The sequence below is a fragment of the Enterococcus sp. AZ071 genome (genome assembly GCF_050499065.1).
GTDB classification, from domain to species: domain Bacteria; phylum Bacillota; class Bacilli; order Lactobacillales; family Enterococcaceae; genus Enterococcus_A; species Enterococcus_A ferrettii.
On record NZ_JBIPAS010000002.1, the window covers coordinates 671,642 to 686,487 of the forward strand.

Genomic DNA, 14,846 nt, shown 5'->3' on the forward strand with positions numbered 1-14,846 from the left:
CAGGATGCACGGTAAAGTCATGAGTAATTGTGAAATAAAACACATGTTTTTTTAGGTATTAAAATTTATGATAACGGCTATCGCTTATTGTTTGTTTATTAATGTCCCTTCTGTAATTACAATGAAATCGATAATACAACACCTTTAGAAAGGATGAGTTTATGAAGACAATTGATGAAACTCAGGTCAAGGCATTTTTGAATATGGAGAATGTCATTGAAGTAGTGAACAATTTATATTTAGAATGTTCAGCAGGACAGATTTACGCGGGAAATAGAATATATATGCCTATCCGCGGTGGAGAAAATGTGGGGCAATGGCTAGTAGCTAACTCACTGAATCAACCTTTTTTTGGTTCAAAGTTTTCCTCGGTATTTCCTAATAATGTGACGATGGGTTTACCAAGTACAATTTCGAAAATCAGTCTCTATTCTGCAAAAACAGGTGAGCTGCAAGCTTTGATTGATGCGAATTACCTTACCGCTATCAAAACGGGAGCGAGCGCAGCTGTTGCAACGGATTTAATGGCAAGAAAAGATGCTTCTGTTCTATCTATTATTGGTACAGGCTTACAGGCATTTTCTCAAGTGTTAGCTATTCAAGAGGTAAGGAAACTGGAAAAGGTATATGTTTATGACGTGGTTCCTGAACGTATAGAACAATTTATCGCACTATTAGAAAAAGAAAAGAGTCATGATTATCCAATCGTGGCAGCGGCTTCCGGAGATGAATGTGCCGAGCAAGCACACATCATCTGTACATGCACGACGGCTAAAGCTCCTGTCTTCTCAGGGAGAAAGCTGAAACCTGGTACACATGTAAATGCTATTGGTTCTTTCACGCCATTCATGCAAGAAATCGATGAAGATACTGTTCTTAAAGCTTCAAAGATTTTGACTGAGCATGTTGATGGCTTGTGGGAAGCTGCCGGTGATATTTTGATTCCCTTTAATGAAGGTAAGATCACCAAAGAGGATGTAACTGGATCTATTGGGGATGCTCTGACTAAAAAAGTTTCTGCTAGAGATAATGACAATGAAATCACTCTGTATGAGAGTGTGGGTTCAGGCGTCTTAGATATAGGTCTATCAATCTATGTCTATCAAAGTCTTTATGAAGAAGAAAAAGGGAATTGATTATGGAAACACAAATGAGCTATAAACTTGCGCCATTAATGACCATTCACAAAAAAGTATTTCTCTGTATGCTTTTGGGACAAATGGCTTGCTCCTATGCTTTAGGTATTGCTGGTACAGCATTGACACAAGCTTCTGGACCATTAGGGCTTAACAGTTTTTGGATTGGATTAATAGGGGCAGGTACGTTAATTGGTTTAATGGGTAGTATAGTGGTTGGTAATTTAGCCGATCACATTGGCAGACGAATTCTTTTTAGTTTAGATATGATTTTATTTACATTCATTTCCCTTGCCCAATTTTTTGTAGTCGGGCCAGTAAGTTTATTTATTTTGAGAGTTGCATTGGGATTGATGATAGCGATTGATTATACAGTAGGAAGTGCATTATTGACCGAATGGTTACCAGATAAATTAGCAGCCAAATTCCAAAGTTACCTCATTATTTTTTGGAGTATTGGATTTGTTGCCTCTTACTTTGTTGGGAGTGCAATGACTAGTTTAGGGAGTGAGATGTGGAAATGGATCTTTATGTCTTCTGCTCTATTTGGTGCCGTAGCCGCTATTGTTAGAATTGTTCTCAATGTTCCAGAATCTCCAGAGTGGTTAACAACTGTTGGTAAAAAACAAGAAGCTTTAAAATTAATACACACACAGGTAGGGGCAGAATATAGTTTACCGATTGTTGAACAAGGAGAAGCTGAAAAAGTTAGTTGGTCTGAGCTGTTTAATAAACACAATCGAATGAATACCTTAGTAGGTAGTGTCTTTTATGGTTGTCAAGTATTTCCGTACTTTGGTGTGAGCATCTTCATTCCAATATTGGTGAAAAATATGAACATGGGGAATAGTGGTACATCAGGTACTATTTACAATATTTTTGTGGTAGTTGGTGCGATTGTTGGAGTTATTTTCTTTGATCGGGTATCGCGGCGAGCCTTTCTACTGACAACTTTCTATGTACCAGCTGTTGCGGTTATAGGAATGATTATTTTACAAAATGCGCCAATTGTTATTACGATTATTCTATTTTCTATTTTCGCTCTGGGAATGGCGGCTTCTGTCGTTGCAGAGAATCCGTATCCACCTGAATTATTTTCAGCAAGATTAAGAGCTTCAGGTGTAGGTGCCGTGATTGCGATAAGTCGTATTGGTGCCGCTTTAGGAACATTTCTTTTGCCGATAATTGTGGATCGTTTCAGTGCCTATACCGCTCTTGGTGTATGCGCAGCTGTTCTGCTGTGTGGGGGTCTATTTTGCCAATTGTATGCACCTGAAACGTCTAAGTAAGTAATAGTTAAACCAAGTGAAAGGAGGACTGCTCTATGCCCCATATTGCTATTCAAATGTTTCCAGGAAGAGACCAAGTGACCAAAGAAAAAATTGCTGAAAAAATGCAAACGGTATTGGCTGAAGAAATGCAAGCAGATAAAAAATATTTTTCAGTCTCCATTGAAGATATTGCACCAGAAAAATGGAAAGCGATGGTTGAAGATAAAATTGAACCAGAGAATCTGTATATTCCAGCTGAATTTTAGTGTGATAAAAATACAAAATAAAAAGGAGTAAAGATTATGGCATTTAAACGAATGATTAATTGTGTAGAAACACATGATGGTGAACCAATGCGTGTGGTAACTGGAGGCGTTGGGCATATTCCAGGAGACAGTGTCTATGAAATGATGCAAAATCTAAGAAACACCGATGATGGCTTGCGGAAATTTCTGCTAAGAGAACCTAGAGGCTATCCACCACTATGCTGTAACATAGTGGTACCACCGAAGCATCCAGATGCTGAAGCTGGCTTCATCATCATGGAACAAGTGGAATATCCTATGATGTCTGGAGGAAATACAATTTCAGTAGCCACCGCTTTGTTAGAGACAGGGATTATTCCAATGCAAGAACCCTACACCGAATTTAACTTAGAAGCTCCTGCTGGGTTGATTGGTATTAAAGCAAAATGTGAAAATGGGAAAGCTACAGAAGTGACATTCAAAAATGTACCTGCCTTTGCTGCTTATACGGATACAGTGATTGAAGTTCCCCACATCGGACATGGTGTTGAGAAAGTAACAGTTGATGTTGCTTGGGGAGGGATGTTCTATGTTATGGCAGATGTTCGTCAGTTCCCTTGGGTACAACTAGAACCTGATCAAGGACGTGAAATAACTCGTATTTCATCATTGATTTTAAAAGCTGCACAAGATCAATTATCAGTAGCTCATCCTGACTATCCAGGAGTAGGTATTACTATTTCTCAATTATTTGGACCAACAGACGATCCTGATGCAGATATAAAAAATGCGGTAACCGTAGCAAGCGGTGAGGTAGATTTTAATAATCCTTCCACCTGGATTGGTGCCCTTGACCGATGTCCTTGTGGTACGGGAACCTGTGCACGAATGGCCGCAATGTATGCTAAAGGTGAATTAAGTCTAAATGAACCTTTCCGTCATCAAGGTCTTTTAGGTGTAGTCTATAAGGGTGAACTTGTCGAAGAAACAACAATTGGCGACTATAAAGCAATTGTACCTACAATAACCGGATGTTCATGGATTTATGGGTTCAATAACCTTGTTTTAGATCCGACTGATCCATTCACTGAAGGATTCACTATTGGAGATATTTGGGCTTAAGGGTGTAATTACAACTTCTCGGTTATCGATCAAGAGAGAGCAAAAAATAAGTTATCAATGCTATAGAGATAAAATTAATAGATAAAGTGTACAGGAAAAGTTTCGCTTCTGTACACTTTTTTTAGATAAATTCGTTAAGTGAGCCAACAAGTTCATTGGTCATAAACCCGCTTTCAAATCTTGTTCAAATAATTCAGAGAAATAGAGTTAGAATACAAGTTAATGCGTCTTGAAAAGTAGTGCTTATATTAAATAGAAGAAACTAGTTAGCTGAAGCAAATGATATTCAAATTTGTGAGTTCTAAAAACGTAGTATATTTCGATTCAGTTACATTCATATCTATAACAATGCCCTTGAGACTTTTAAGGAAAGATTATATTTCTAAGAGCCGCTATTTGTTCGTTTGAAACGTAGAATAATACTTTCTTTACCATGTTTTTACTAGGCTGATCACTTAATATTTTTAGCTGTAAGGTAATTGGATACTGGGTTAAAGGACTTATATGAAAGTATATTTACTATTTTTATTAAAATATGTATAATTATCATTTGATTGTCAAAATAATTTTTAGATGGAGTTTCGAGATGAAAAAGGAAGTCAAAAGTGGGGATTTTTTTAGTTTAGCCATGTTAGCCTTTGGAGGCGTAGGTTTAGAACTGTTACTATTGTTTTTAGAAAGCTTAGTCTATAGCAATTCACTTAATGAAATGACCACTACGCAACATATTCTTCATTGGTGCTTAACAAGCTTTGTTTGGGGAGCATGTACGCTGCTGCTAGCAAGATATGCAAAAAATCACTATTCTTTTGATATTACAGGCAGCAGGAAATCTATAAAAACATCAAAATTAATCGTGGCTATTCTGTTAGTCCTAGTTTGTATTGCTTCAAACGCATGGAGTTGGGGAACGTTAAAAATTTTAGGAGAACTTGCTAAAAAGGAGAGTATTGCTCTTTTTCTTTTCCAATACATCTACTACATTTTTGAAGTTGGACTAATACTATCAATTATTGCTTATGGTCAAAAAGCAGGTGAACTTCGGTTTGGGAAAGTAAATATTCCATGGGGAGGGTTCATCGTAGGCTTAAGTTGGGGATTGATGCATGCATTAACAAAAGGAAGTTTGTTTATTGGGGCGGAGGCTATGATTACAGGTATTTTGTATGGCAGTATCTATCTACTAGTAGAAAAACGGGGCTGGTATTCTTATTGCTTGATTTTATTAGCTTTTGTTTTATAAGGAATGTGTCATAAAATAATTCTACTATTCTTGAAATAGTATTCAAGTTAGCAAAAGGAGCATGTTAGCAGCATGCTTTCAGACTATAAACAAAGTCAATTAGATAGCGTAACGATGAATATATGATAATAATTATTCAATACTATTTTTCCATCCTTACCCATGCTATACTTTACTAAATCAGAATTTAAAATGGAGATATCTATGGACTGCTATAATTATATAATTGAAAATAGTGAAGCTTGGTTACAATACGCTGTGCGATTTAATGTTATGAATGAGAATAAAAAAAATCTGCAGGAACTGAGAACGCAAGTTATTACAGATGTCAAAATCAAGAAGTACCTGCATGATATTACCGATTTTCACAGTATTCTGGTACGTAACCATAAGAATCCTGATTTGCCTATTCACAAACTGATATTTCTCTTAGATATTGGGTTAGACACAGATGTTCCGGAGATACAAGCTGCAGTAAAGGAAATAATGGCACATAAAGACGAAAACGGTGTATATCAGTCTTTAACCAATGTCCCAAAACATTTCGGTGGCAGCGGTACTGATATATTCAGCTGGTGCCTTTGTGATGCACCTTTATTGTTATATGGCTTACTAAAAGCGGGAATTGATTATGAAAAACACATAAAACAAGGGGTAGATTATCTTTTAAACTTTTATAAGCCACACGGGTTCCCGTGCACTGTTTCACAGGAATTAGGTAAGTTTAGAGGCCCCGGAAGGAAAGCGGATTGTTGCCCATATGCTACATTAATAATGCTGCGATTGCTTATATCGATTTCAGAATATAAGGATAGCGACATGGTAAAAGAATCAGCAGATGCTTTACTTTCTTTATGGGAGAATAGTTTAGAAAGACATCCATATATGTTCTATATGGGAACCGACTTTAGAAAACTAAAAGCTCCTACTATATGGTATGATATTGTAAGCGTTGTTGATGTATTGAGCCAGATTGACTCTGTTAGAGAAGATGTACGCTTTAAAGAAATGATTCAATTAATAAAAAATAAGCAGGACGAAAACGGTTTTTTTACGCCAGAATCTGTTTACCAAAAATACAAGGGATGGGATTTTGGACAAAAGAAGAAACCTTCATCTTATCTCACATATCGTTGTTGCTTAATTTTAGAAAGGCAAGTCTTTAAAAGCGATAAAAAGAATTAAATGTATGCTGAATAATTGATGAACTAAATTCATATTTAACGATTAAATAATAATCGCCCAGGTAAGTAATTTATCTAGGCGATTGCATATTAATGCGAATATTGTATAAAGCAAACAAAATAAATTAGTTTGTCTACGGTCTGGGAGCATGTTAGCAGCATGCTCTTTTTGCTCTTTCCTAACAGGGCTTTGTATAGGGTATCCCACAATAGAACTAGACAAAGTAATAGTTCGTTTTCATAAATTTAGATTCCTTATAACACTAGTAACTTAATCTATACGAAAAAATCCATTCTTTGAAATTATAGATGTTTTAACACCTTAAGCCACAAGTTTATTAGTTTCGGAACAGTAAAGATCTCCATGAATAGGGATATCTTGAGATCAAGGTACAAAATAGCGAGCTTATCATCACAACCCCGAAACCTACATCCCAAACCAATAACGATATTAAAAATTCTAATTTTCTCAATCCTGTCTATGCTTTTTCGTATGCTTGACTAAAATTATATAATCTATGGCAAGCTACATAGTTCAAGATCTAATTAAGAATAAAAAAAACTGAGAACGAAATATGAATGAAGCACATTGTGTCGAAATTAAGCCAACTTTCTGGAAGACTTGGAGGCTAGTTCTGCTAATATTGTCCATAAGCTGAACAACATTATTAGCAGTCATTTGTTCTAGGTATTCAGGAAGTAGAGTATGAATCATCTATTTGCCCCGTATTCATAGAAAGAATAGGCATTCATCTATAAAGAATGAAATGTTTATACTAATTTAGAGTGAATTCAGACATAGCAATAAACGGAAATTGCCGATGCAAAAGAACAGATTGTCGCCCTTTTGTACCTCGGTCTCAAAAGGGCAGTGAGAAGCTAAAAACGCCATAAGAAGTTTGCGAAATGTGAAGATTTCGATTGTCAAAAGCACGAAAACCTTACTCAGCCAGGAGTAGTTTTTAATCGCTTGATGCGACAGTCAGCGCGGGAGTTAATGCACAACTGCTATGCTAAAAGGCATCATTCTTTTCCATGTTCACGTTTCAAAAATCTGGAACGCTAGTAAATATACAGTGATATGCTGAATTGAAAACAAAAATTATGATACAATAAAAGCGATCAAATAAGAACTGAGAAAATAGTTAGGAGGAAAGAAATGAAGCCTATAAAATTTCTTTTGATAACATCTTTAATGGGGATAGTCTTGGCAGGGTGTTCAACTAATACAACGGAGTCTTCGGATACTTCAAAAGAAACAAGTGAGCAGGGAAGCTCCAGCTCACTTGTAGAAACCACGACTAGCAGCAGCAAATCAACTAGTTCAACGTCAATGGAAACAACCGCTGCTACAACGAGCAGTTCAGAAGAACAAGCTGCTGTGACTGGAGTAGTAGAAGAAGCGATATTGAATGGTGACTATTCTTCATTGAATGGAACTTGGACAAATTCAAATGGTTACCAAGTAACGTTCAATAATGGTTCAGTTACCTTATCAGGTGAAGGGCTTGGAGGGCAAACCCAGTTTTCCTTGGACAATCCACGAAAGCAAAGCAATGTTATCTTTTTAGCATTTGATCCGGCTCCAGCTCCGAATGGAATGGAAATAATGCTCGCTTTGAAAGGAACAAGTCCTTCAGAAGGTATCGACGCAGATGGAACGGACTCAAATTACGATCGAATGATCATGGGGAACAATGGAGGGACGTTATTGTTTGCGCCTAAAGAAAGTGGCGGCATTCCAGACACGGCGTATTACAGAGACAAATGATAGGGAACTGATTATTTTTTATCTTCACGAATGAACCGAAATTAGGAATAAAAGCAAGCACACCTAACTAAAAGAAAAGTTTGTGTGCTTGCTTTTTTGAGATCATGTAGTGTTCAATGTCAAAAATATATAAATGAATTTAGCTTTCATAGGGACCTAGTTCAATTATTCCAAGAAAGTAGACCCATTTGGAAATTTGCCAATCATTGTCAATTTTCTTAAATTCAATTTCATAGCGACCACAGGCATGTTCAGTCGTTGCGTTATCTTTTGTAAAAACGTAAGGATGCTTTCTCTGTTTGTGACCGGCCATTCTATAAGCTAGGACTTTGGCGATGTCTTTATCCACTTGGAGATCGTAAATCAAAACGGGGTGTGCCCAGTAACGATCTTTTTGACGGTGGTACTTGAGACATTCTAGATAATGGCGTTTATTCATTGGACCCCAGGGCGGCATAGCACCAGATAGATCTTCAGAAAGAACTGAATTTACGTGATCAAACGCTAAATTGTCCACACCGAAGTTGTATTTAGAGAAGGCTTCCTCGATTTTTTCTTCTTCAGTCAAGTAGTCCTCAGCATCTTTTATTCTATTCCAAGGGGAGTCAAGTTCACCACTGATACATGGATAGTGTAATCCTGGAGTGGTTTTTACCACAGTATCCTCGAAAAACCATTCCGTTGTAAAGGTCTCTATATCTCCACCATGAGAACATACATCCATTCTCATTTCGTCTATCATCCAATTTTTTTCTTTTTTAATCCAATGATTCGAAAAGATGGCGGTGAACTCGAAAGATTTGGTTTTGTTCGTGCTCTTTTCAAATGAAAGTGCAGTACCTACGACTTCAGCGCTTTGCTGCGCTTCATGTTGATTTGATTTACAGACAAAATTGCACACCCTTGTGTGTAACTGATCGCTCTTTGGAAAATCACGCACAAAACTTTTCACGCCAAATTTACTGTGTTGAGAACCATCAGCATAGGCAGCAACGATACTTAGATAACACTCAATCTCACTATCTATAATCCGATCTAACTTCTTTACCTCTTTTGTTTTCCAAGTTTCAACAAATTCATTGAATTTGTTTTTAATTTCGTTATAGTCCTTCTTTGACATTATCGATCCTCCTAGTATACGCCTTGGTTTTTAATTAAGTCTTTGTACCAATAAAACGAGTCTTTTTTGTATCTTTGTAAGTCCAATAAATCCTCATCTGATCTATTTACATAGACGAAACCATAACGCTTTCGAATGCCCTGATGAGTAGAAATCAAGTCAATCGCTGACCATGGACAATAGCCTATAATGGGTACGCCATCTTCCACAGCTTTAGCAAGCTGACCAATATGCTGTTCGTAATAGTAGATTCGTTCTTGGTCATGAATGGTTCCGTCTTCTTCTAACGTATCAAAAGTCCCAATCCCATTTTCAGAAATTAGAAGCGGTAATTGATAACGATCGTAGACTTCCCGTAGCGTTACTCTGAATCCAACTGGATCAATTTCCCAACCAAAATCCGTTTCTTTCAAGTGAGGATTGTTAACCTGTCTATAGTAACCCTCTTCGGCCATAGCGATTTGTTGATCACCGTATTCACCGGCAGAGTTAGTATTTTCTAAGTTCGCCTCGACAGTCATCGTATTATAATAATTTACTGCGATAAAATCTGGCTTGGCCTGTTTTAAAAGATCCATATCTCCTGCTTCAATTTTAGGTAAATAATCTCGTTCTTTTAAATAGTTCCACGCTTGAAAGTTATATTTCCCATAAACAGACAAATCTAAATACAACCAGTTTCTAATGGCTGTGGCATTCATTGCTGCCAAATAATCTTCTGGGCTGCATGTTTTTGGATAAGCTGGCGAGATATTTGGTGCAGGACCAATTTTTGCGTTTGGAGCTAACTCGTGACAAAGAATAGTCGCTTTTGCTTGGGCGAGCTGCATGTAATGGTTTTGTTGGTATAAACTTCTCCATTTTTTCTCAGCTTCAAGTGAAGTCCCAATGACATTTCCATGTAGAATCATAACATTTTGCTCGTTAATCGAAAGAAAGTAGGGGACCTTTTCACCATACTCTGAAAAGACGATTTTACTAAATTCTTCGAAGGCATCGATTGTTGAGGGATTAGACCAGCCACCCTCAATTTCTAGCGCATAAGGCAAATCAAAATGAAACATGGTGGCAATCGGAACAATACCATAGTTGATACACTCATCAATTAATTTGTGATAAAATTCTACACCTTTTTGGTTAACTTCACCTCTGCCATTTGGAAGCAGTCTAGTCCATGCAATCGAAAATCGGTAAGCTTTTAAACCCATTTCATGAAAAAGCTTGATGTCTTCTTTGTATCTGTTGTAATGATCTACGCAAACTTTGAAGTCACTCGTATTTTCGTAGACTTCTTTAACATCTTGAACACTTTTACCTTTATTATCAGTCTCCCATGCGCCTTCAATCTGATATGCACTTGTTGAGGCACCCCATAGAAAGTCTTTGCTGAATTTATAATTTTGTTTCATTTTATTTACCTCTTTCTTCGAAGTGAAAGAACTTAGTTTCCTTCGCTTTGATTTTTCCTGATTTATCTAGTTTCACCTTATAATTTATCAAATTTGTAAAAATGACAGGACTAATTACAGAAACTTTAGAAGCTAATTGCGCTAAATCGACTGTCATAATTAATTGACCAGCCTCTACCAACTCGTCCTGATTAACTAAAATTTCAAAAGGTGAACCGTTTAGCTTAACAGAATCTAAACCAATATGAATGAGTATTTCTTTCCCTTCATCAGAAAGAATGCCAATGGCGTGCTTTGTTGGAAAAACATTATCAATTTTCCCATTCACTGGTGAATAAATTTTTCCATCCGAAAGCTCAATGGCAAATCCTGAACCCATCATTTCTTCGGAGAAAACTTTGTCTGGCACTTGATCAATCTCCAAGAGGTTTCCTTCCATTGGAGAGAGAATAGATTCTGTTAGTCCAATTTCATTAAGGTTTTTTACTGGGGTAACGGTCTTCTTAACAGGAACCTTTCCATCCATGATGGACTTGATTTGTTCCTTAAGAAAACCAGCTTGAGTTCCAAAAATGATCTGTAGAGAAGTTCCGACCTGCATCACGCCACTTGCACCCATTTGAACGAAGTCGTCCTTGTCTATATTTTCTAAAGAATTTAAACTCACTCGTAAACGTGTTGCGCAGGCATCAATACTTGAAATATTGCTAGAACCTCCTAATCCATTGTAAACAGAGTAGGCTAAGTCATCGACGGGTATTTTCTTGGAAGAAGTTTCAGAAACAGCATCTTCTCTTCCTGGTGTTTTGAAATCAAATACCTTAATAATGAGCTTGAACAAGAAGTAATAGGCTACACCCACGATTAGATTCAATGGAATAATCAATGCCCAGCCTGGAGCATTTTGCAATACACCATAAACGATGAAGTCCATGATTCCACCACAGAACGTGGAGCCGACATGAACACCAAAGATGTTAAGCAGAGGAAAGGACAACGCCATGAAAAATGAGTGAATAATGTACAATGGAAAAGTTGTAAATAGGAAAACAAATTCAATTGGTTCGGAAATTCCTGTAAAAAGTACGGTTACAATACCAGCACTAAATAACCCAAGAATTCTCTTACGATTTTCCGGTTTTGCCATTTTGGTAATAGCTAAGGCAGCCGCGATACAAAATGCAGGAAATAGATAACAACCACCAGAAAAGCTTCCTGCTGTAACAGGTACACCATCAGCAATTTGTGCTAAGAAAATGTTGATATCACCATGGACCACTTCACCAGCGACTGTGGTATAATTTCCAAATTGGAAAAAGAATGGAGGATACCACAGATTGTGCAGGCCAAATGGGATTAGTAATCGATTGACTAATCCATAAATGTAAAGTGTCAAAGGACTTTGCGAATTTACCATAGTATCCGCTAGGCTTAAAATGCCACTTTGAATTGCCGGCCAGACTAGAGCAAATGGGATAGCTACAATACAGGCAGCAAAAATATTAATAATGGGAACAAATCTTTTTCCTTGAAAAAACGATAATGCTTGTGGAAATTTTATGTCTTTAAACTTCTTATATGTCCAAGCAACCGTCAATCCGACAACAATCCCTGCGAATATCCCTGTTTGCAGAGTTGGAATTCCTAACACTGTGGTATACATGGCCGGATCTTTTGCCATAGTTTCTGTTGTTATCCCTAAATAACTTCCAATTGCTGTATTCAAAGTCAAGAAAGACAAGACGGCACTTAACGCCGCTATACCGTCATGATCACTTAAACCTTCTGCGATGGCTACTGAAAATAAAATGGGCAGATTTCCTAAGATGAGTCCACCGATGCTGCTGAATAGAGTTGCTATTGCTACAATCACACTAGAGCCTAACAGTGGAATATCCTGAACAAAGGTTTCATTTTGCATGATGGTCCCTAACCCGAGTAGTAATCCACCAACTGGAATTACTGCAATAACTATCATCATAGCTGGTCCAAATTTCTGGAGCTTATCAAGTATTGTTTTTCCGATAGTGTTTTTCATTTCTTTTCCCTCCAATAAAAAATAGGCGCAAAAGAGACTCAAACCATTTAGAATAGTTTGAATGTCTTCTACACCTAATTTAATAGTTATGCAAAAAATATTTAGTTAACAGCTGTCACTTGCATTGTAGTATCTTAAAAAAAGAAAGTCAAGTATTTTTCGAAAATAAAAAAACATTGACTTTTAAATAGTTATTCGCTTACAATATGCTTAACAGCTGTCAAACAAAAAAATATCGTGTATGACTATTAAATTAGGTACATAAATATCCTCATCATTAGGGGATATTTATGTACTTTTTTGCTTGGAGGTAATTATGGAATATTTAAAAAAATACATTGACTTCTATTCAGGAAATAACAGGAAAGAATTATTCTCTCAGTTTTACAGTTTCATCTCTTCTTTACAGGACAACAATTTTGAGAATTTCGCTGACTTTTTTGTCGAGGATTGTAAAGCGGATATAAGTATGACCGGTCACTTTGAGACGATTGAAGAAGTCAAAAATGGATTAAGATGGCCGGGTCCGTCGATGGACATCCAACGTATTACTATTTGGAATTTTGTGGCTCGATCAACGGGTGATAGGGCGCAGCAAAGCGCGTATGTTCAATGCATATATGGTAAAAAGTCAGGCGGGATCATTCATCCTTTCGTTTTTGGCGGTCACTTTGTTAATACGTTCAAGAAAACGATGAATGGCTGGAAAATTTCTCATCTTAAGTTCGATTTGATGTATGAGAGCGGGAATAATTCTTTTGTTAAGGATCATTGGACTTTAATGGATTACGGGATTTTTTACGGTCACAAGCCGATGATTAATGCGGAACTTGATTCTCCCTGGCATGTGATCCCTCACGATGAGGAAGAACAAAGTGATGCAGAAAAAATATTTGATACTGAATTTAAATTGAACTTTGGTATGGATGGTGGAAATTTTGAGATGACAGCATCGACTTTCACTACAGATGTACAGTTTAAGATGGCTGCTCATAAGAACGTCAATAAGTATAACCCTTCTCAAACGGACGGTGATTATTTTGGAATAGCTGAGTGCAATAACTTTTTGAAATCTAAGCATCATAAGGAACCACGTTTGCAGCATACAGATACCATGGGAGATATCGTGATTAATGGAAACGAGGCAACTGCCTATATGTTTCGAAGTGAATTTAATCGTATCGCAAATAGAATTTATGATGACAAAACCGTCTTTACCAATGTAAATAATGCCCTCCATAGAAATAAATTTCGAAAAGAAGAGGGGGAGTGGAAGCTATCGGAATTTACGTATGATCCTGTTCTTGATTTTGTTGAAGTACCTGAGCATTCTCTTTGTTACGATGACTTAATTTGTGGAGGTAAAAAATGGTCAACTATCAAACAATAATCAATAATTTTCTAATCGCTTATACGAACAACGATTCTGAAGGAATGCAAAAATTACTCTCGTCGGACGTGTCAATCAATTACTCAAATTTAGGGTCAGCAAAGGGGATTGAGGCTGTATTGCGGGCACTTTGTTTTGAGGAAAATTTTGATGTGTTTACTGTCAACACAACGGGAATCATGACCTATACATTAAATGATAAATTTGTAGAAGCTCTAACAGTCCATCACATGGTAGCTGACGAAAAATTCAACACTCTTTATCCCCTTGTTTTTGGTGGTAAATATGTCTTTATAATTGATAGACTAAGTAATAAAATAGAAGAAATTTCTTTTGTCTTAGAATATCAGGCGGAAAATACCAGCTACATGATAAATAAATGGAACTTCTCAACGGGTAAGAATAATTACAAAGGTCTAAACAAGTTCAGCTTGAAGTCTTATCTTAACTCATTGAGGTTTGAAATGCATTTAGACAACAAAGCGAAAGATTACTCCAAAATTCTTTTCTGGTGCCTAGATACTGGTGAGGTAGATATATTAAGAGAGATTGTAACGAAAGATTTTTTGATTCAAAGAGATAAATCTGTTGGCGAAGAAATATTTTCAGGAGCACCAGATAGTTTGGACCAGTATATTTCAGAAACGAGAGCTTATTTTGATTTAGATCAGAATAGCATTGCTTTGAAAGAAGTTCATTTAATCGATTCAGGTTTGATTGTGGAAGGTCAACATTTAACGTCACATAGACTGGGAACAAAGAAACTGAACTCGTTGACTAAATACCATACGTTCTTTGATGAAGATGTATCGATTGAATTAACCAAAACAAATGATTGCGATTTGAGAATCAGAAAAGTTCAAATGAAAAAAGCTGCAGATGTTCACTATAATCGTGTGTCTATAATTAACTATTAG

Annotated in this window: 12 protein-coding genes; 9 read left to right on the top strand and 3 right to left on the bottom strand. The window is 36.7% G+C overall.

What is annotated here, in order from left to right; all coding sequences use genetic code 11:
- Positions 1-161: 161 nt before the first annotated feature.
- From IGI49_RS21750 to IGI49_RS21780, 7 genes are all read left to right on the top strand, one after another.
- Positions 162-1,136, top strand: coding sequence for an ornithine cyclodeaminase family protein (locus tag IGI49_RS21750; protein ID WP_429965512.1), 975 nt, complete (start codon positions 162-164; stop codon positions 1,134-1,136).
- A gap of 2 nt (positions 1,137-1,138) precedes the next feature.
- Complete coding sequence (locus IGI49_RS21755) at positions 1,139-2,425, top strand: MFS transporter (protein WP_429965511.1); 1,287 nt, start codon at positions 1,139-1,141, stop codon at positions 2,423-2,425.
- 35 nt (positions 2,426-2,460) lie between these two features.
- A complete protein-coding gene (locus IGI49_RS21760; protein ID WP_429965510.1) occupies positions 2,461-2,673 on the top strand; it encodes a tautomerase family protein in 213 nt (70 codons plus the stop codon).
- Positions 2,674-2,709: 36 nt separating this feature from the next.
- Entirely contained in the window at positions 2,710-3,774 is a 1,065-nt protein-coding gene (locus tag IGI49_RS21765) for a proline racemase family protein (protein ID WP_207703708.1), read from the top strand.
- A 586-nt stretch (positions 3,775-4,360) separates the two neighbouring features.
- Positions 4,361-5,017: a hypothetical protein gene (locus IGI49_RS21770; RefSeq protein WP_429965509.1), complete on the top strand. Its 657-nt coding sequence runs from the start codon at positions 4,361-4,363 to the stop codon at positions 5,015-5,017.
- A gap of 204 nt (positions 5,018-5,221) precedes the next feature.
- Positions 5,222-6,202 (top strand): hypothetical protein, encoded by a 981-nt coding sequence (locus IGI49_RS21775; RefSeq protein ID WP_429965508.1) that lies wholly within the window; start codon positions 5,222-5,224, stop codon positions 6,200-6,202.
- A 1,158-nt stretch (positions 6,203-7,360) separates the two neighbouring features.
- The gene (locus IGI49_RS21780; protein WP_429965507.1) at positions 7,361-7,972 is read left to right on the top strand and encodes a DUF6287 domain-containing protein; all 612 of its coding nucleotides are present in this window, start codon (positions 7,361-7,363) and stop codon (positions 7,970-7,972) included.
- Between the two features lie 139 nt (positions 7,973-8,111).
- Here IGI49_RS21780 and IGI49_RS21785 read toward each other — a convergent pair whose 3' ends face one another.
- From IGI49_RS21785 to IGI49_RS21795, 3 genes are read right to left on the bottom strand one after another with little or no spacing between them, the layout of a single operon-like run.
- On the bottom strand, positions 8,112-9,092 hold the full coding sequence (locus IGI49_RS21785) for a nuclear transport factor 2 family protein (protein ID WP_429965506.1): 981 nt from the start codon (positions 9,090-9,092) through the stop codon (positions 8,112-8,114).
- 11 nt (positions 9,093-9,103) lie between these two features.
- The gene (locus IGI49_RS21790; RefSeq protein WP_429965505.1) at positions 9,104-10,501 is read right to left on the bottom strand and encodes a glycoside hydrolase family 1 protein; all 1,398 of its coding nucleotides are present in this window, start codon (positions 10,499-10,501) and stop codon (positions 9,104-9,106) included.
- Between the two features lies 1 nt (position 10,502).
- The gene (locus tag IGI49_RS21795) at positions 10,503-12,539 is read right to left on the bottom strand and encodes a glucose PTS transporter subunit IIA (RefSeq protein ID WP_429965504.1); all 2,037 of its coding nucleotides are present in this window, start codon (positions 12,537-12,539) and stop codon (positions 10,503-10,505) included.
- Positions 12,540-12,855: 316 nt separating this feature from the next.
- On the opposite strand from IGI49_RS21795, the gene IGI49_RS21800 reads away from it, so the two are divergent.
- On the top strand, positions 12,856-13,929 hold the full coding sequence (locus IGI49_RS21800; RefSeq protein ID WP_429965503.1) for a nuclear transport factor 2 family protein: 1,074 nt from the start codon (positions 12,856-12,858) through the stop codon (positions 13,927-13,929).
- Positions 13,908-14,846 carry a hypothetical protein gene (locus tag IGI49_RS21805; RefSeq protein ID WP_429965502.1) on the top strand — a complete coding sequence of 313 codons (939 nt, stop codon included), beginning with the start codon at positions 13,908-13,910 and terminating at the stop codon, positions 14,844-14,846. Before IGI49_RS21800 ends, IGI49_RS21805 begins: the two co-directional genes overlap by 22 nt.

Coding starts and splice junctions, on each gene's coding strand:
- IGI49_RS21765 (WP_207703708.1), top strand. CDS start 2,710: ATGGCATTTAAACGAATGATTAATTGTGTAGAAACACATGATGGTGAA.
- IGI49_RS21805 (WP_429965502.1), top strand. CDS start 13,908: ATGGTCAACTATCAAACAATAATCAATAATTTTCTAATCGCTTATACG.
- IGI49_RS21770 (WP_429965509.1), top strand. CDS start 4,361: ATGAAAAAGGAAGTCAAAAGTGGGGATTTTTTTAGTTTAGCCATGTTA.
- IGI49_RS21775 (WP_429965508.1), top strand. CDS start 5,222: ATGGACTGCTATAATTATATAATTGAAAATAGTGAAGCTTGGTTACAA.
- IGI49_RS21785 (WP_429965506.1), bottom strand. CDS start 9,092: ATGTCAAAGAAGGACTATAACGAAATTAAAAACAAATTCAATGAATTT.
- IGI49_RS21795 (WP_429965504.1), bottom strand. CDS start 12,539: ATGAAAAACACTATCGGAAAAACAATACTTGATAAGCTCCAGAAATTT.
- IGI49_RS21790 (WP_429965505.1), bottom strand. CDS start 10,501: ATGAAACAAAATTATAAATTCAGCAAAGACTTTCTATGGGGTGCCTCA.
- IGI49_RS21755 (WP_429965511.1), top strand. CDS start 1,139: ATGGAAACACAAATGAGCTATAAACTTGCGCCATTAATGACCATTCAC.
- IGI49_RS21800 (WP_429965503.1), top strand. CDS start 12,856: ATGGAATATTTAAAAAAATACATTGACTTCTATTCAGGAAATAACAGG.
- IGI49_RS21780 (WP_429965507.1), top strand. CDS start 7,361: ATGAAGCCTATAAAATTTCTTTTGATAACATCTTTAATGGGGATAGTC.
- IGI49_RS21760 (WP_429965510.1), top strand. CDS start 2,461: ATGCCCCATATTGCTATTCAAATGTTTCCAGGAAGAGACCAAGTGACC.
- IGI49_RS21750 (WP_429965512.1), top strand. CDS start 162: ATGAAGACAATTGATGAAACTCAGGTCAAGGCATTTTTGAATATGGAG.